The sequence below is a fragment of the Streptomyces sp. NBC_01283 genome (genome assembly GCF_041435335.1).
Lineage (GTDB): Bacteria > Actinomycetota > Actinomycetes > Streptomycetales > Streptomycetaceae > Streptomyces.
Map to the genome: position 1 here is coordinate 5,155,866 of NZ_CP108430.1, position 16,336 is coordinate 5,172,201.

Below are 16,336 nucleotides of genomic sequence, written 5' to 3' on the forward strand. Positions count from 1 at the left end.
CGCTTGCTTGTTTCTCCGGGCGCTGCCATGCTCCGGGGCACTTCCCCGAACTCTCAACTTCGTTCGAGCAGGGGAGGCCCCATTCGTGCCCCGAGGGGAGCGCCGTGTCCGAAGCTGTGCCCGTACTCGACGATCTGCGCCGTGAGAGCGAGGAACTCGACCACCTGGTAAAGGGGTTGAGCGGCAGCCGCTGGGCGCTGCCAACCCCCGCCGACCGCTGGACCGTCGCCCATCAGATCGCCCATCTCGCCTGGACCGACCGCGCCGCGCTGACCGCCGTCACCGACGGCGAGGCCTTCGGGCGGCTCGTCGAGGAGGCCCTCGCGGCTCCCGATTCGTTCGTCGACGACGGTGCCGACGAGGGCGCCGCGCTGCCGCCGGGTGAGCTGCTCTCCCAGTGGCGCGCCGGGCGCGACGCCCTGCACAAGGCCCTGACGGCCGCCCCGCGCGGCACCCGCTTCCCCTGGTACGGGCCGCCGATGTCGGCCACCTCCATGGCGACCGCCCGGCTGATGGAAACCTGGGCCCACGGCCAGGACGTCGCCGACGCGCTGGGAGTCGTGAGGGAGCCGACGGACCGGCTGCGGCACGTCGCCCACATCGGCGTCCGGGCCCGGGACTTCTCGTTCGGCGTACGGGGGCTGAGCGCGCCGGACGCCCCCTTCCGCGTCGAGCTCCGGCTGCCCTCCGGCGAACTGTGGGCCAGCGGCCCCGAGGACGCCGGCCAGCGCGTGACCGGGCCCGCGCTCGACTTCTGCCTCCTCGTCACGCAGCGCGCGCACCGGGACGATCTCGCAGTGCGCGCGGAAGGCGCCGACGCCGAGCGGTGGCTGGACATCGCCCAGGCCTTCGCGGGACCACCGGGGCCGGGGCGCCCGGCCAGGGAGGGCGGGCGATGACCGCCCCGCCGTCCAATCCCCGAACCGTCCCTCTCTCCACCCCGCCCCTCCGCATAGGCAACGCCTCCGGCTTCTACGGCGACCGCTTCGATGCCATGCGCGAGATGCTCACCGGCGGTCCCCTCGACGTCCTCACCGGCGACTACCTCGCCGAGCTGACCATGCTCATCCTCGGCCGCGACCGCCTCAAGGACCCCGCGCGCGGCTATGCGAAGACCTTCCTGCGCCAGTTGGAGGAGTGCCTGGGGCTCGCCCAGGAGCGGGGCGTCAAGATCGTCGCCAATGCGGGCGGGCTCAACCCCGGTGGACTCGCCGACGCCGTACGGGAGTTGGCAGGCCGACTCGGGATTGGCGTGCAGGTCGCGCACGTGGAGGGGGACGACCTCGGGAGCCGCTTCCCGGACGCCCTCACCGCCAACGCCTACCTCGGCGGCACCGGAATCGCCGCCTGCCTGCGCGCCGGGGCCGATGTCGTCGTCACGGGGCGCGTGACCGACGCCGCCCTCGTCACCGGGCCCGCCGCGGCGCACTTCGGGTGGGGCGAGGGCGACCATGACCGGCTCGCCGGTGCCGTCGTCGCCGGGCACGTCCTCGAATGCGGGACGCAGGCCACCGGCGGCAACTACGCCTTCTTCGGGGAGCGTTCGGCGCGAGAACTGCTGCGGCCCGGCTTCCCGCTCGCCGAGATCCACGAGGACGGCTCCAGCGTCATCACGAAGCATGACGGCACGGGCGGATTCGTCGACGTCGGCACGGTCACCGCACAGCTCCTGTACGAGACCTCCGGCGCCCGGTACGCGGGGCCCGACGTCACCGCCCGGCTCGACACGGTCACCCTCACGCAGGAGGGGCCCGACCGGGTCCGCGTCTCCGGCGTACGCGGAGAGGCACCGCCGCCGGATCTCAAGGTCGGCCTGAACCGGCTCGGCGGCTTCCGCAACGAAGTCGTCTTCGTCCTCACCGGGTTGGACGTGGAGGCCAAGGCCGGACTCGTCCGCGCCCAGATCGAGGACGCGCTCGCACGCTCCAAGTCGCGCCCACAAGAGGTGCGTTGGGAACTCGCCCGCACCGACAGCCCCGACGCCCCGAGCGAGGAGGCCGCCTCCGCCCTCCTGCACCTCGTCGTACGCGACCCGCAGCAGGACCCCGTCGGCCGCGCCCTGAGCGGCGCCGCGATCGAGCTCGCCCTCGGCAGCTACCCCGGATTCCACGTCACGGCACCCCCTGGCAAGGGCGCCCCCTACGGAGTCTTCGAAGCGGCGTACGTCGCACGCGGCACCGTCGACCACGTGGCCGTCCTGCCCGGCGGCGAGCGCCTCCCGGTCCAGGCTCCCGGCGGCAGCCGCGTACTCGAAGACCTCGACCAGCCGCCTCTGCCCGCACCGCTCCCGCCGGGCGGCCCCACCCGCCGCGCCCCCCTCGGCCTCGTCGCCGGGGCCCGCAGCGGCGACAAGGGCGGGGACGCGAACGTCGGCGTCTGGGTGCGGACGGACGACGCCTGGCGGTGGCTCGCCCACGAACTGACCGTCGAGCGGTTCCGCGAACTCGTCCCGGAAGCGGCGGAGTTGACGGTCGTGCGTTACGTCCTGCCGAACCTGCGGGCGCTGAACTTCGTCGTCGGGGGAATCCTCGGCGCGGGCGTCGCCTCCCAGGCCCGCTTCGACCCGCAGGCCAAGGGCCTCGGCGAGTGGCTGCGCGCCCGCCACCTGGACATACCGGCCGCACTGCTCGAAGCGACCGAACCCGCGTCCGAACCGGAACCGACGACCGAACCGACGGAGGTACACCCGTGACCGTCCTCGCGTCCGCGCTCGACCCCGCGAGCGCCGAGTACGCCGAGCACCGCGAGGCCATGCTGGCCAAGCTCGCCGAGCTCGACGCCGAGCAGGCCAAGGCCCTTGAGGGCGGCGGCGAGAAGTACGTCGCCCGGCACCGCAAGCGCGGCAAGCTCCTCGCCCGGGAGCGCATCGAGCTACTCCTCGACCCGGACACGCCGTTCCTCGAACTGTCGCCGCTCGCCGCCTGGGGGAGCGACTACCCCGTCGGCGCCTCCATGGTCACCGGCATCGGCGTCGTCGAGGGCGTGGAGTGCCTGATCACCGCCAACGACCCGACCGTGCGCGGCGGTGCCAGCAACCCCTGGACCCTGAAGAAGGCCTTCCGCGCGCACGAGATCGGGCACGCCAACCGGCTGCCGTCCCTCCACCTCGTGGAGTCGGGCGGCGCCGATCTGCCGTCGCAGAAGGAGATCTTCATCCCGGGCGGCGCCCTCTTCAAACACCTCACCCAGTCGTCCGCCGCCGGTATCCCGACCGTGGCGGTCGTGTTCGGCAACTCCACGGCGGGCGGGGCGTACGTCCCCGGCATGAGCGACCACGTGATCATGGTCAAGGAGCGCGCCAAGGTCTTCCTCGGCGGGCCGCCGCTCGTGAAGATGGCCACCGGCGAGGAGAGCGACGACGAGTCGCTCGGCGGCGCCGAGATGCACGCCCGCACCTCCGGCCTCGCGGACTACCTCGCCGAGGACGAGCGCGACGCCCTGAGGCAGGCCCGCCGGGTCGTGAAACGGCTCAACTGGCGCAAGGCGTACGCGGATCCGGTCGCCGTCGTCGAGCCGCCCAAGTACGACCCGGACGAGCTGCTCGGCATCGTGCCCGGCGACCTCAAGGTGCCCTTCGACCCGCACGAGGTCATCGCGCGCATCGTCGACGCCTCCGACTTCGACGAGTTCAAGCCGCTCTACGGGACGAGTCTCACCACTGGGTGGGCCTCGCTGCACGGCTATCCCATCGGCATCCTCGCCAACGCGCAGGGCGTGCTCTTCAGCGAGGAGTCCCAGAAGGCCGCCCAGTTCATCCAGTTGGCCAACCAGCGCGACATCCCGCTGCTCTTCCTGCACAACACCACCGGCTACATGGTCGGCAAGGAGTACGAGCAGGGCGGCATCATCAAGCACGGCGCGATGATGATCAACGCGGTGTCGAACTCGCGCGTGCCGCACCTCAGCGTGCTCATGGGCGCCTCGTACGGAGCCGGGCACTACGGCATGTGCGGGCGCGCCTATGACCCGCGCTTCCTCTTCGCCTGGCCCAGCGCCAAGTCGGCCGTGATGGGCCCGCAGCAGCTCGCCGGCGTGCTCTCGATCGTGGCCCGCGCCTCCGCCGCCGCGAAGGGCCAGCCCTACGACGACGACGCCGACGCGGGCCTGCGCGCGATGGTGGAGCAGCAGATCGAGTCGGAGTCGCTGCCGATGTTCCTCTCCGGGCGGCTCTACGACGACGGCGTCATCGACCCCCGTGACACCCGCACGGTCCTCGGCCTGTGCCTGTCCGCGATCCACACCGCCCCTTACGAGGGCGCGCGCGGTGGCTTCGGCGTCTTCCGGATGTGAGGACCTCCATGACGAACCCCATGAACCACACCAGCTCTGACAACCCCGCCAACCCCGCCAACCCAACCAACCCAACCAACCCAACCAACCCCACGGTGATCAACTCCGTACTCGTCGCCAACCGGGGCGAGATCGCCTGCCGCGTCTTCCGCACCTGCCGCGACCTGGGCATCGCCACGGTGGCGGTGTACTCCGACGCCGACGCGGACGCCCTGCACGTCCGCGAGGCCGAATCCGCCGTGCGGCTGCCGGGCACGGCGCCCGCCGACACGTATCTGCGCGGCGAGCTCGTCGTGAAGGCGGCGCAGGCGGCCGGCGCGGACGCCGTCCATCCCGGCTACGGCTTCCTCTCCGAGAACGCGGACTTCGCGCGTGCCGTCCTGGACGCCGGGCTCGTGTGGATCGGGCCGCCGCCGGAGGCGATCGAGTCCATGGCCTCCAAGACGCGCGCCAAGGAACTCATGGGCATCGCGCCGCTGGGCCTGGAGGACGTCACCCAGGCCGATCTGCCGGTCCTGGTGAAGGCGGCGTCCGGCGGCGGCGGACGTGGCATGCGCGTCGTACGGGTACTGGGCGAGCTGAAGGGTGAGTTGGAGGCTGCACGCGCGGAGGCCGCCAGCGCCTTCGGGGACGGCGAGGTCTTCGTCGAGCCCTACCTGGAGGGCGGCCGGCACGTCGAGGTGCAGATCATGGCCGACGCGTACGACACCGTCTGGGCGCTCGGCACGCGGGACTGCACCCTCCAGCGCAGACACCAGAAGGTCATCGAGGAGTCCCCGGCGCCCGGTCTGGCCGGCGCGCTCGTCGCCGAGCTGCACGCGCAGGCCGTGCGTGCGGCGCGCGTGACCGGGTATCGCGGGGCGGGCACGGTGGAGTTCCTGGTCGACGGCGACCGGGCGCACTTCCTGGAGATGAACACCCGGCTCCAGGTCGAACACCCGGTCACGGAGGCCGTGTTCGACATCGACCTCGTGGCGCTGCAGATCCAGGTCGCGCAGGGCACACGGCTCGCGGAGGAACCCCCGCCCGCGCGCGGCCACGCCGTCGAGGCCCGCCTCTACGCCGAGGACCCGGCGGCCGGGTGGGCCCCGCAGACCGGCACCCTGCACCGGCTCTCCGTGCCGGGCGTGCGGCTCGACACCGGGTACGTGGACGGCGACACGATCGGCGTGCACTACGACCCGATGCTGGCCAAGGCTGTCGCGTACGCCCCCACGCGGGCGGAGGCCCTGCGCACCCTCGCGGGTGCGCTGGAGCGCGCGGTCGTCCACGGGCCCGTCACCAACAGGGAGCTGCTCGTACGGTCCCTGCGGCATCCGGAGTTCGTAGAGGCCCGCATGGACACGGGCTTCTACGACCGGTACGTCACCGAGCTCGCGGCCCCCGCCCCGGACCCGCACGCACCGCTGGCCGCCGCCCTCGCCGACGCGCACGGGCGCTCGCGGTTCGGCGGCTGGCGCAACCTCGCGTCGCAGCCGCAGGTCAAGCTCTTCCGGAGCGAGCCGGACGGCACCGAACACGAGGTGCGCTACCGGCACACGCGGGAGGGGCTGAGCGCGGACGGGGTGCGCGTGCTCTCCGTTTCGGGTCAGCTCGTCGTGCTCGAAGTCGACGGCGTACGAAGGAAGTTCGCCGTGAGCCGGTACGGCGACGAGCGCGTGTACGTCGGTAACACCGCCCTCACCGCGCTCCCGCTGCTCCCCGAACCCACCGCCCGGCAGGAGCCGGGGTCCCTGCTCGCCCCGATGCCGGGCACCGTCGTGCGCCTGGCCGACGGGCTCACCGAGGGGGCGCGGGTCACCGCCGGGCAGCCCCTCATCTGGCTGGAGGCCATGAAGATGGAGCACCGCATCTCCGCTCCCGCCTCCGGCACGCTCACCGCCCTGCACGCCGCGCCCGGCCGCCAGGTCGAGGTCGGGGCGCTGCTCGCAGTCGTAGCCGCCGTACAGGAGGAGCAATCCGTATGAGCACCGTCCTCGAAACCGAAGAGCACCAGGCACTGCGCGCGGCCGTCGCCGCACTCGGCAGGCGTTACGGCCGCGACTACCTCACCCGCGTCGTCCGGGACGAGGGCCACCCCGACGCGCTGTGGGCCGACGCCGCCAAGCTCGGCTACCTCGGCGTGAACCTGCCCGAGGAGTACGGCGGCGGGGGCGGCGGGATAGCCGAACTGTCCATCGTCCTGGAGGAGTTGGGTGCCGCCGGGTGCCCCCTCCTGATGATGGTCGTCTCGCCCGCGATCTGCGGCACCGTCATCGCCCGCTTCGGCACCGACGAGCAGAAGGCGGCCTGGCTGCCCGGTCTCGCCGACGGCAGCCGCACCATGGCGTTCGGCATCACCGAGCCCGACGCGGGCTCCAACTCCCACCGGATCACCACCACCGCCCGCAAGGACGAGGCGAGCGGCGACTGGCTCCTGACCGGCCGCAAGGTCTTCATCTCCGGCGTCGACATCGCCGACGCCACGCTCATAGTCGGCCGTACGGAGGACGCGCGGACCGGCAGCCTCAAGCCCTGCCTCTTCATCGTCCCGCGCGACACGGAGGGCTTCCAGCGGCGGCAGATCGAGATGGAACTCCAGGCGCCGGAGAAGCAGTTCGAGCTGACCCTGGACGACGTACGGCTGCCCCCGGAAGCCCTGGTGGGCGACGAGGACGCCGGGCTGCTCCAGCTCTTCGCGGGACTCAACCCCGAGCGGATCATGACCGCGGCGTTCTCGATCGGCATGGCGCGTTACGCCCTCTCCCGGGCCGTCGGATACGCCAAGGAACGCAGCGTCTGGAAGAGCCCGATCGGCGCCCACCAGGCGATCGCGCACCCTCTCGCGCAGTCCCACATCGACATCGAGCTGGCCCGCCTGATGATGCAGAAGGCCGCCAGGCTCTACGACGAGGGCGACGACATGGGCGCGGGCGAGGCCGCCAACATGGCCAAGCTCGCGGCGGCCGACGCCTGTGTGAAGACCGTCGACCAGTCCGTGCACACGCTCGGCGGCAACGGCCTGACGAAGGAGTTCGGCCTCGCGTCGCTGATCGTGGCGTCGAGGGTGGCGCGGATCGCCCCGGTGAGCAGGGAGATGATCCTGAACTACGTCTCGCACCAGACGCTCGGCCTGCCCAAGTCGTACTGATCAGTCGTACTGACCAGTCGTACTGATCCCGACGGGACACCGCCCGCCCCGCCCGCCAACCGCTGGAGAACGCATGGCACTCGTGCACACGCCCCCGGAGCGCGGCATCGTCACGCTCACCCTGGACAACCCCGCCAACCGCAACGCGATCTCGGCCGGGCTGCTGCGGGAACTCGCCGGGGCACTCGACACCTGCGGCAAGGACCCCGGCGTACGCGCGGTCGTCCTCACGCACACCGGCTCCACGTTCTGCTCGGGCGCCGATCTGCGGGAGCCGCCGGACCCGGCCGTCCTCGTGGGACTGCTCCGGCAGATCGTGGAGCTGCCGAAGCCGGTGGTCGCACGGGTGGACGGGCATGTGCGGGCGGGCGGGCTCGGGCTGCTCGGCGTGTGCGACATGGCGGTGGCGGGGCCGGGGGCTTCGTTCGCGCTCACCGAGGTACGGATCGGGGTGGCGCCCGCGGTCATCTCCATGCCGCTGCTCGCCCGCCTCGACCCGAGCGCCGCGTCACGCTACTTCCTCACCGGGGAGCGCTTCGGCGGGGCGGAGGCGGCGCGGATCGGTCTGGTGACGGCGGCGGGGGACGACGTGGACGCCGAGCTCGCGCCCCTGGCCGACGGGTTGCGCAAGGCGGCGCCGCAGGCCCTGGCCGAGACGAAGAAGCTGCTCACGGCTAGGGTGCTCGACGCATTCGACCACCACACGGACTCGCTCATCGCCCTGTCCGCGCGGCTCTTCGGCTCCGAGGAGGCGCGCGAGGGGATGGGTGCGTTCCTCGAACGACGGGAGTGCCCATGGGTGCTGTGACCGCGGCCGACCGCTCGCCCAAGCAGGACCGCAGCCGTGCCACGCGGCAGCGGCTCCTAGAGGCCGCGGTGGCGTGCCTCGCCGAGAGCGGCTGGGCGGGGTCCACGGTCTCCGTGGTCGCCGAGCGGGCCGGGGTCTCGCGGGGCGCCGCCCAGCATCACTTCCCGACGCGGGAGGACCTGTTCACGGCGGCGGTGGAGTACGTGGCCGAGCAGCGGTCCACCGCGCTGCGGGAGCTGCCCGCGCAGGACCGGGTCTCGGTGGTGGCCGCCCTGGTCGATCTCTACACGGGTCCGCTCTTCCGGGCGGCGCTGCATCTGTGGGTGGCGGCGTCGAACGAGCCCCAGCTCGGCTCCCGGGTGACGGAGCTGGAGGCGCGGGTGGGCCGTGAGACGCACCGGATCGCGGTACAGCTCCTGGACGCCGACGAGTCCCGGCCGGGCGTCAGGGAGACCGTCCAGGGGCTCCTGGACATGGCGCGGGGCCTGGGCCTGGCGAACCTGCTGACGGACGACAAGGCCCGGCGGGAGCGCGTGGTGGGGGAGTGGGCGCGGCTGCTGGACGTGGCGCTGTCCTGAGCGGGGTCTGCCCCGGACGCCGGGCGGGCCGCGGTCCGGCCCGCCCGGCGTCCGAGGTCGTGGCCGACCGCCCTACCTCGCGATGTCCCCGTACCCCTCGACCTCCCGTGGGTCCCGCGTGCCGGGACCCACGTACCTGGCCGAGGGGCGGACCAGCCGCCCCGTGCGCTTCTGCTCAAGGATGTGCGCCGACCAGCCGGCCGTCCTCGCGCACGTGAACATCGACGTGAACATGTGCGCGGGCACCTCGGCGAAGTCGAGGACGATCGCGGCCCAGAACTCGACGTTCGTCGCCAGGACCCGGTCGGGGCGGCGGGCGTGCAGCTCGTCGAGCGCGGCCTTCTCCAGCGCCTGGGCCACCTCGAAGCGGGGAGCGCCCAGCTCGCGTGCCGTGCGGCGCAGGACCCTGGCGCGGGGGTCCTCGGCCCGGTACACCCGGTGGCCGAAGCCCATCAGCCGCTCGCCCTTGTCCAGCGCCTGCCGCACGTACGCGGCCGCGTCGCCGGTCCGCTCGATCTCCTCGATCATGCCGAGGACACGGGAGGGCGCACCGCCGTGCAGGGGGCCCGACATGGCACCCACGGCGCCCGAGAGTGCCGCCGCGACGTCCGCGCCCGTCGAGGAGATGACGCGGGCCGTGAACGTGGAGGCGTTCATGCCGTGCTCGGCGGCCGACGTCCAGTACGCGTCGACGGCCTGGACGTGCTTGGGGTCGGGCTCGCCGCGCCAGCGCTTCATGAAGCGCTCCACGACCGTGTCCGCCTTGTCGATCTCGCGCTGCGGCACCATCGGCAGACCCTGGCCGCGGGCGGACTGGGCGACGTACGAGAGCGCCATGACGGCGGCCCGCGCGAGGTCGTCGCGGGCTTCCTGCTCGCTGATGTCCAGGAGCGGCTTCAGGCCCCACACGGGGGCGAGCATCGCGAGGGCGGACTGGACGTCGACGCGGATGTCGCCGGAGTGCACCGGGATGGGGAACGGCTCGGCCGGCGGCAGGCCGGGGTTGAAGGCGCCGTCGACGAGCAGGCCCCAGACGTTGCCGAAGGAGACGTGGCCGACCAGATCCTCGATGTCGACGCCGCGATAGCGAAGCGCGCCGCCTTCCTTATCCGGTTCGGCGATCTCCGTCTCGAACGCGATGACTCCCTCAAGTCCGGGTACGAAGTCGGACATCAGGCGGCTCCTCGTGATGTGTACGACAGATGGTGGTGACAGACAGCTCGTGACCATGTGTCAGAAGTGGGCATTATCGGTCCGGTTCCGCGGTCTGCCGGTGCGCTGACGGCTTCCGGTATTCGACTCGCGGTCCGGATCGGTCACCCCGGTGATGCCCCGTGCGGCTGGTGGTCACCCAACCGATTCGGCAGCCGCACGATATCCCCTGGTGCCACCCTTGGCGATGGTCTGCGGCACTCAGTGCCACACGTCACCTCCCCGTGGTGGACGACAGCCCGTCGGACAGCCCTTCGTATACGGCAAGATGACGGCGTGACCGATCGAGCCGCCGCCTCCGCATCAGCCTCATCATCCGCCGCACCCGCCTCTCCCGGGTCCGATCCCGCCGCCATACGTGCCCACTACGGCGTCGACGGACTCATCGAGACGGAGGCGCCCGCCACGCCGGGCGAGCTGTTCGCACTGTGGTTCGCGCAGGCGCTCTCCGCGACCGAGGCGGGCCTGCTGCACGAGCCGAACGCCATGGTCGTCTCGACGGTCGACGAGGCGGGCCGCCCCAGCTCACGCACGGTCCTGCTGAAGGGGTACGACGAGCGCGGCTTCGTCTTCTTCACCAACTACGAGTCCCGCAAGGCCCGTGAACTGGCCGCCAACCCGAACATCGCGCTGCTCTTCCCCTGGCACCCGATGGCACGCCAGGTCATCGTCACGGGCACGGCGGAGCGCGTCGCCCGGGAGGAGACGGTGGCGTACTTCCGCACCCGCCCGCACGGCTCCCAGCTCGGCGCCTGGGCCAGCGCCCAGTCCTCGGTCATCGCCACGCGCGATGAACTGGACCGCGCATACGCCGACTTGGAGGCGCGTTACCCGGAGGGCGAGCAGGTGCCCGCGCCCCCGCACTGGGGCGGCTTCCGGGTCGATCCGCGGAGCGTGGAATTCTGGCAGGGCAGGGCGAACCGCCTGCACGACCGGCTGCGTTACGTACGGACGGAGCAGGATAGTGCCACGGCCGCTCCGGGCTGGACCGTGGAGCGCCTCAGCCCGTGAGGCCGGGTCCCGCTCCGCTCTGCCCGGGGTGGGCCGCGGCCTACCCCGTCAGGACCCCGTCCAGGAACGGCTGGATGGCCTCGCGCCAGGCCTCCGGCTGGTCGTAGTGCACCAGGTGCCCGGCGTCGGCCACCTCCGCGTACTCCCCGCGGGGCAGCACGCGGACCATCTCCTGGGACTCGGCGCGGCCCAGCTCGCCGTCCAGGCCGCGGACGACCAGGGCGGGGCACTGGACCTGGGCCAGATCCTCCCAGTGGGCGTCGTACACCCACGTCTCGCGGGACTTCAGCATCTGGTCGCGGTCGAAGACGGGGCGCCAGCCGTCCGGGCCCTCGGTCATCACCTCGGCGAAGAACTCGCCGCGGGAGGGGTTGGTCCGCTCGACCCAGGGATCGTCCTCGCCGAACCACTTCCGTACGTCGGCGAGAGTGGCGAAGGGCACGGGCCAGGCCTTGAACCAGTCCTCCCACTCGCGCTGCGACGCGGCACCGAGCGCGGAGGCCCGCATGTCGCAGATGATCAGGGCGCGGACGAGGTCGGGGCGCTTCGCGGCGAGCTGCCAGGCGGTGAGCGCGCCCATGGAGTGGCCGATGAGAACGGCGGGGGCGAGGCCGAGCTGGACGAGCGCGGCCTCGGCGTCGTCCACGTAGGCCTCGCGGGTGAAGGGGCCCTCGGGGGGCTTGTCGCTCTGTCCGTGCGCGCGCTGGTCGAGTGCGACCGCGCGATGTCGCTCGGCGAGCCAGCGGGCGGTACCCGCCCAGTGGGACGCACGGCCCATCAGGCCGTGCAGTAAGAGCACGCCGCCGGGTGACCCGTCGGTCTCCCTGGTTTTGGGAGGATCGGCGAACTCCCAGGCGGCGAGGCGTACGCCACCCGCGCCTGTCACGTCAATGCGCCGCACCATGGTTCCTGGCACCCCCCTTGAATCCTCTCGGGCTGAACGCCTGGTTCTGTCACGCACCCCCGCACGCTATCGAACCCCTTTTCGAAAGCGGCCAGATCGCCGGCAACACCCCTCATTCGAGTGACCACGCTCAAGGATTGGCCGCCGCTGCCGAGGGGAGATCTTCAACGGGGGGCGGGCCGCTCGGGGAAAACGGTCCGAAGGGGATGACCCTGGGAGCTCGGGGCTCCGGGTCAGAACAGGGGAGGACAGGCCCCGGCGCTCAAGGGCGCCGGGGCCCTCTGCCTGCACCTTTGCGTACGCCTCTGCATGCACCTCTGCGTACGCCTCCGCGCACGAAGGACGCGCTGATCCGCACCGCTCGCGAACGCGCTCCCGCTCGCCAGATGGGCACATCTTCCTGCCCCCTCCCACGGCCGTGGCAGCCAGACCGGTGGCGACCCGGTCAAGAGCCCTCAGGTCATATGCCTCTCGCGACAGCCTCGCACGCAAAACGTCCGGGCGCTGCGATTCGGCACACTGAATCTTGGACCCCATACGATCCTGAGGTCTTCACAACTGCCCAACGATTACCGCCAGTTGACCCGAACTCCCGGTAACAGCTCCCGGGGGTCCTCAGCGCTTGGCGACGAAGACGTGCGAGGCGACCTCCGTGTCCAGCTCGGCGGCCTCACCGCTGCTGCCCACGAGCACGCCGCCCGCGGACTCCGTCACGCTCACCACGGAGCCGGGCTGCACACCCGCGCGCCGCAGCGTGTACATCAGCTGCGCGTCCGTCTGGATCGGCTCGCCGATCCGGCGCACCACGACGGTCTTGCCCTCCGTGCCGGGGTCGAGGTCGACCAGGGAGACCATGCCCTCGTCCAGGAACGGGTCGGCCCCGTCCTTCTCGCCCAGCTCCTCGAGGCCCGGGATCGGGTTGCCGTACGGAGACTCGGTGGGGTGGCGCAGGAGCTCCAGGACGCGGCGCTCCACCGCCTCGCTCATCACGTGCTCCCAGCGACACGCCTCGGCGTGGACCTGCTCCCACTCCAGGCCGATCACGTCGACGAGCAGGCACTCCGCCAGGCGGTGCTTGCGCATCACGCGGGTCGCGAGCCTGCGGCCCTCCTCGGTCAGCTCCAGGTGACGGTCGCTCGCGACGGCCACCAGGCCGTCACGCTCCATGCGCGCGACCGTCTGGCTCACCGTCGGCCCGCTCTGGTCGAGACGCTCGGCGATCCGGGCGCGCATGGGGACCACACCTTCCTCCTCCAGCTCGAGGATGGTGCGCAAATACATCTCAGTGGTGTCAATAAGCCCCGACATGGGTGCCCCTCAGATCTCGCTCGTGCGGCCGGCCCTGCCCTCAAGTCTGACGCATACCGCTGACAACCGGGTCGCGCCAGGGGAAAACCCGGTCGGGGCGGCCTTGACGGGGTGCTCGGGCCGTATTGACAGGGCACTGGTCCAGACCGCAACGTGATCCGCGGCACACAGGAAAAGCGTGCAGGGCATACGTGCAGGACATGCGTACAGACGCATACGTAACAGAACACATACGTACCCGGAAAGGTTCCTCGGCGCATGGGCTCGAAGAGCGAGAGCAAGCTGGCCGGTCAGTACATCGACGCCGCGATCGGACTGCTCGGGCGGGTGCGTGACGAGGAGGGCGGCAACGTCGACGCGGCGGGCACGCTGCTCGCCGACGCCGTCGAGGCCGGCGGCAGGCTCTTCGCCTTCGGCGCGGGACACTCCTCGCTCGCCGCACAGGACGTCGTCTACCGCGCGGGCGGCCTCGCCCTGATGAACCTCCTCGCCGTCCCCGGGGTCGTCGGCATCGACGTCATGCCCGCCACGCTCGGCTCGGCCCTGGAGCGCGTCGACGGGCTCGCGGGCGCCGTCCTGGACTCCTCACCGGCCCGCCCCGGCGACGTACTCGTGATCATCTCGCTCTCCGGGCGGAACTCGCTGCCCGTGGAGATGGCGATGAACGCCCGCGCGCTGGGCCTGAAGGTCATCGGTGTGACATCGGTGGCGTACGCGACGGAGACGAAGTCGCGACACGTGTCCGGCACCTTCCTGAAGGACCACTGCGACGTCGTGATCGACTCCAAGATCGCCCTCGGTGACGCCGAGCTCAGCCTCGACACGGTCGACGCCCCCTTCGGGCCCGCCTCCAGCGTCGTCACCAACGCGATCATGCAGGCCATGATGGCGACCGCCGTCGAGCAGCTCGCCGCGCGCGGGGTCGAGCCGCCGCTCCTGCGGTCGGGGAACGTGGACGGCGGCCACGAGTGGAACGGCCGCGTGTTCGAGCAGTACGGCGACCGGATCTTCTACCGCCGCTGAGAGCCGTGCGGCAACCGGATCTCCTACCGCCGCTGAGCCTCCTGCGGGCCCGTGGGGAAGCGCACCCGCACCGTGAGCCCTCCTCCCTCCCCGTTCGCCTGCGCGGTCGCCCGAGCGCCGTGTGCGCGGGCGATGGCGGCGACGATGGACAGACCGAGCCCCGCGCCCTCCCCGCGCGCGTGCGTACGTTCCCCGAGGCGCCGGAAGGGCTCGAAGAGGCGCGGGACCGTTCCGGGCGGCACTGCGGGCCCGGTGTTGGTGACCTCGACGCCGTCCGGGCCGGTGCGCACCTCGACCCGGCCGCCCTTGACGTTGTAATGCACGGCGTTCGCCACCAGGTTGTGCACCAGGCGGTCCACGAGCACCCCGTCACCGTGGACGGTGAGCGGCTCGGCACGCAGGGAGAGGGTGACGTCGAGGCGCGCCGCCTCGTCCGCGAGACCCTCCGTCACCGCGTCCGCGATGACGTCCACGGCGACGGGCTCGCGCCGCTCCAGACCGCGCTCCGTCGTGGCGAGCAGGAGCAGCCCCTCGATCAGATGCTCACTGTCCTCGGCGACGGAGATCAGCTTCGTACGGATGCGGGCCACCTGTGCCGCGTCGGGCTCACCCGCGAGACCGATCTCGGCGGCGGCCCGCTGCACGGCGAGCGGGGTGCGCAGCTCGTGCGCCGCATTGGCGGCGAACCGCTGCTGCGCGCTGACCAGCTGTTCTATCCGCCCGAGCATCTCGTCGAAGGTGTCGGCCAGCTGCTTCAGCTCGCCCGGCGGTGCGTCGAGGGCGATCCGCTCGTGCAGGTTCTCGCCCGACAGGCGCCGCGCGGTACCGGTGATGACGCTCACCGGGTGCAGCACGCGGCCCGCCATCCACCAGGCGAGGACGATGGAGAGCGCCGCGTACACGAACAGCACCACTACGGAGACGGTCAGCAGCCTGCTGAGCGCCGCCTGCTCGGCGACATCGCTGATCTTCGTGACGGCGAGGCCCCGCGTGACCTCGGTGGGCAGGGCGGTGCCCGAGGGCACCGCCCGCGGGACCGAGGTGGTATCGGCCTGGACGGGAATCCGCCAGGGCGGGCCGAGCCTGCTCGCGGGCACGGCCGTCGTGACGGCGGAACTGATCGAGGAGTACAGCCCCTGCCGCACCAGGAAGTAGACGAGCCCGGTGAGCAGCGCGCCCGCCAGGAGGAGCATGCCGCCGTAGAGGGCGGTGAGACGGCCGCGTTCGCTGCTGAGGCCGTGGAGGCCCCTGCGATCCCTGAGGCCTCTGAGACCCCTGAGGCCGAAGCCCCTGCCGAAGCGCCTCACGCCGACCAGCCCGGGATCCGGTAACCCGCGCCCGGGACGGTCTCCACCACCGGCGGATCGCCCAGCTTCGTCCGCAGCTTGGAGAGGGTGACGCGGACCGCGTTCGTGCGGTAGCTCGTGTCCTCCTCCCAGACCTGTTCGATCAGGTCGTCGCCGCTGACCACCGCGCCCTCCGCCCGCAGCAGCGCCTCAAGCACCGCGAACTCCTTGCGGGAGAGCGCCAGATGACGGCCGTCGCGGCTCGCCTGGCGGCGGGCGGTGTCCAGGACCAGGCCCGCGCGTTCGATGACGGGCGGCAGCGCGGGGCGCGTGCGGCGGCCGAGCGCCAGGACGCGGGCCAGGAGCTCGTCGTACGCGAACGGTTTCGTCAGATAGTCGTCGGCGCCCAGGCCGAGGCCCGCGACCCGGTCCCGGACCGTGCCCGACGCCGTCAGCATCAGGACGCGGGTGAGCAGCCGCTGGCTCACCACCCTGCGGCACACCTCGTCGCCGTGCAGGCCCGGCAGATCCCGGTCCAGGACGACCACGTCGTACTCGCCGAGCTGGAGTTTGCGCAGTGCCGTCAGGCCGTCGGCCGCGACATCGACCGCCAGCGCGTCGCGGCGCAGCCCGACGGCGATCATCTCGGCCAGGAATTCCTCGTCCTCCACCAGCAGTACGCGCATGCGGCCCTGTGTACCTGAAGTGCACCTTTCGTCGGTGTAAGCGTCTCCGTTGAGAGAAACGAAACTTCCCTTCCCGCCAGCCTGTGCGCGTCGGCGCGCT

At 71.9% G+C, this 16,336-nt stretch carries 14 protein-coding genes and 1 pseudogene; 9 read left to right on the plus strand and 6 right to left on the minus strand.

Translation table 11 applies throughout. From position 1 onward, the window contains the following. Positions 1 to 104 precede the first annotated feature (104 nt). The 7 genes and pseudogenes from OG302_RS23650 to OG302_RS23680 form a co-directional block, all read left to right on the plus strand. A complete protein-coding gene (locus OG302_RS23650) occupies positions 105 to 899 on the plus strand; it encodes a TIGR03084 family metal-binding protein (protein ID WP_371528594.1) in 795 nt (264 codons plus the stop codon). Continuing rightward, on the plus strand, positions 896 to 2,692 hold the full coding sequence (locus OG302_RS23655; protein WP_371528595.1) for an acyclic terpene utilization AtuA family protein: 1,797 nt from the start codon (positions 896 to 898) through the stop codon (positions 2,690 to 2,692). Before OG302_RS23650 ends, OG302_RS23655 begins: the two co-directional genes overlap by 4 nt. Next, positions 2,689 to 4,290, plus strand: coding sequence for an acyl-CoA carboxylase subunit beta (locus OG302_RS23660; RefSeq protein WP_371528596.1), 1,602 nt, complete (start codon positions 2,689 to 2,691; stop codon positions 4,288 to 4,290). Before OG302_RS23655 ends, OG302_RS23660 begins: the two co-directional genes overlap by 4 nt. A gap of 95 nt (positions 4,291 to 4,385) precedes the next feature. Further along, positions 4,386 to 6,257 carry a biotin carboxylase N-terminal domain-containing protein gene (locus tag OG302_RS23665; protein WP_371750207.1) on the plus strand — a complete coding sequence of 624 codons (1,872 nt, stop codon included), beginning with the start codon at positions 4,386 to 4,388 and terminating at the stop codon, positions 6,255 to 6,257. After that, the gene (locus tag OG302_RS23670) at positions 6,254 to 7,420 is read left to right on the plus strand and encodes an acyl-CoA dehydrogenase family protein (RefSeq protein WP_371528597.1); all 1,167 of its coding nucleotides are present in this window, start codon (positions 6,254 to 6,256) and stop codon (positions 7,418 to 7,420) included. Before OG302_RS23665 ends, OG302_RS23670 begins: the two co-directional genes overlap by 4 nt. A 73-nt stretch (positions 7,421 to 7,493) precedes the next feature. Continuing rightward, positions 7,494 to 8,228, plus strand: a complete 735-nt coding sequence (locus tag OG302_RS23675) for an enoyl-CoA hydratase family protein (protein WP_371528598.1) — start codon at positions 7,494 to 7,496, stop codon at positions 8,226 to 8,228. Then, positions 8,216 to 8,410 (plus strand): annotated as a pseudogene (locus tag OG302_RS23680) (TetR family transcriptional regulator); the annotation flags it as partial. The gene OG302_RS23675 and the pseudogene OG302_RS23680, both read left to right, overlap by 13 nt. Before the next feature lie 101 nt (positions 8,411 to 8,511). Here OG302_RS23680 and OG302_RS23685 read toward each other — a convergent pair. Both OG302_RS23685 and OG302_RS23690 read right to left on the minus strand, forming a co-directional pair. Further along, positions 8,512 to 8,703: a CxxxxCH/CxxCH domain-containing protein gene (locus OG302_RS23685; RefSeq protein ID WP_371750208.1), complete on the minus strand. Its 192-nt coding sequence runs from the start codon at positions 8,701 to 8,703 to the stop codon at positions 8,512 to 8,514. 175 nt (positions 8,704 to 8,878) lie between these two features. Then, positions 8,879 to 9,979: a citrate synthase 2 gene (locus OG302_RS23690; protein WP_371528599.1), complete on the minus strand. Its 1,101-nt coding sequence runs from the start codon at positions 9,977 to 9,979 to the stop codon at positions 8,879 to 8,881. Positions 9,980 to 10,294: 315 nt separating this feature from the next. On the opposite strand from OG302_RS23690, the gene pdxH reads away from it, so the two are divergent. After that, positions 10,295 to 11,029, plus strand: a complete 735-nt coding sequence (pdxH, locus tag OG302_RS23695; protein WP_371528600.1) for a pyridoxamine 5'-phosphate oxidase — start codon at positions 10,295 to 10,297, stop codon at positions 11,027 to 11,029. Positions 11,030 to 11,069: 40 nt separating this feature from the next. Here the strand turns inward: pdxH and OG302_RS23700 are convergent, their stop codons facing one another. Next, complete coding sequence (locus OG302_RS23700) at positions 11,070 to 11,933, minus strand: alpha/beta fold hydrolase (protein WP_371528601.1); 864 nt, start codon at positions 11,931 to 11,933, stop codon at positions 11,070 to 11,072. Positions 11,934 to 12,548: 615 nt separating this feature from the next. Next, entirely contained in the window at positions 12,549 to 13,241 is a 693-nt protein-coding gene (locus OG302_RS23705; RefSeq protein WP_361832210.1) for a metal-dependent transcriptional regulator, read from the minus strand. Positions 13,242 to 13,499: 258 nt separating this feature from the next. Here OG302_RS23705 and OG302_RS23710 point away from each other — a divergent pair, with 258 nt between their 5' ends. Then, entirely contained in the window at positions 13,500 to 14,264 is a 765-nt protein-coding gene (locus OG302_RS23710; protein ID WP_361832212.1) for an SIS domain-containing protein, read from the plus strand. Positions 14,265 to 14,287: 23 nt separating this feature from the next. Here OG302_RS23710 and OG302_RS23715 read toward each other — a convergent pair whose 3' ends face one another. Beyond that, the gene (locus tag OG302_RS23715) at positions 14,288 to 15,457 is read right to left on the minus strand and encodes a sensor histidine kinase (protein ID WP_371750209.1); all 1,170 of its coding nucleotides are present in this window, start codon (positions 15,455 to 15,457) and stop codon (positions 14,288 to 14,290) included. A gap of 110 nt (positions 15,458 to 15,567) precedes the next feature. Further along, the gene (locus tag OG302_RS23720) at positions 15,568 to 16,236 is read right to left on the minus strand and encodes a response regulator transcription factor (protein WP_371528602.1); all 669 of its coding nucleotides are present in this window, start codon (positions 16,234 to 16,236) and stop codon (positions 15,568 to 15,570) included. Positions 16,237 to 16,336 lie beyond the last annotated feature (100 nt).

Bases quoted from the DNA above. Each gene is read 5' to 3' on its own strand.
- OG302_RS23705 (WP_361832210.1), bottom strand. From the start codon at position 13,241: ATGTCGGGGCTTATTGACACCACTGAGATGTATTTGCGCACCATCCTC.
- OG302_RS23655 (WP_371528595.1), top strand. From the start codon at position 896: ATGACCGCCCCGCCGTCCAATCCCCGAACCGTCCCTCTCTCCACCCCG.
- OG302_RS23710 (WP_361832212.1), top strand. From the start codon at position 13,500: ATGGGCTCGAAGAGCGAGAGCAAGCTGGCCGGTCAGTACATCGACGCC.
- OG302_RS23715 (WP_371750209.1), bottom strand. From the start codon at position 15,457: ATGCTCCTCCTGGCGGGCGCGCTGCTCACCGGGCTCGTCTACTTCCTG.
- OG302_RS23690 (WP_371528599.1), bottom strand. From the start codon at position 9,979: ATGTCCGACTTCGTACCCGGACTTGAGGGAGTCATCGCGTTCGAGACG.
- OG302_RS23720 (WP_371528602.1), bottom strand. From the start codon at position 16,236: ATGCGCGTACTGCTGGTGGAGGACGAGGAATTCCTGGCCGAGATGATC.
- OG302_RS23670 (WP_371528597.1), top strand. From the start codon at position 6,254: ATGAGCACCGTCCTCGAAACCGAAGAGCACCAGGCACTGCGCGCGGCC.
- OG302_RS23685 (WP_371750208.1), bottom strand. From the start codon at position 8,703: ATGTCCAGGAGCCCCTGGACGGTCTCCCTGACGCCCGGCCGGGACTCG.
- OG302_RS23700 (WP_371528601.1), bottom strand. From the start codon at position 11,933: ATGGTGCGGCGCATTGACGTGACAGGCGCGGGTGGCGTACGCCTCGCC.
- OG302_RS23675 (WP_371528598.1), top strand. From the start codon at position 7,494: ATGGCACTCGTGCACACGCCCCCGGAGCGCGGCATCGTCACGCTCACC.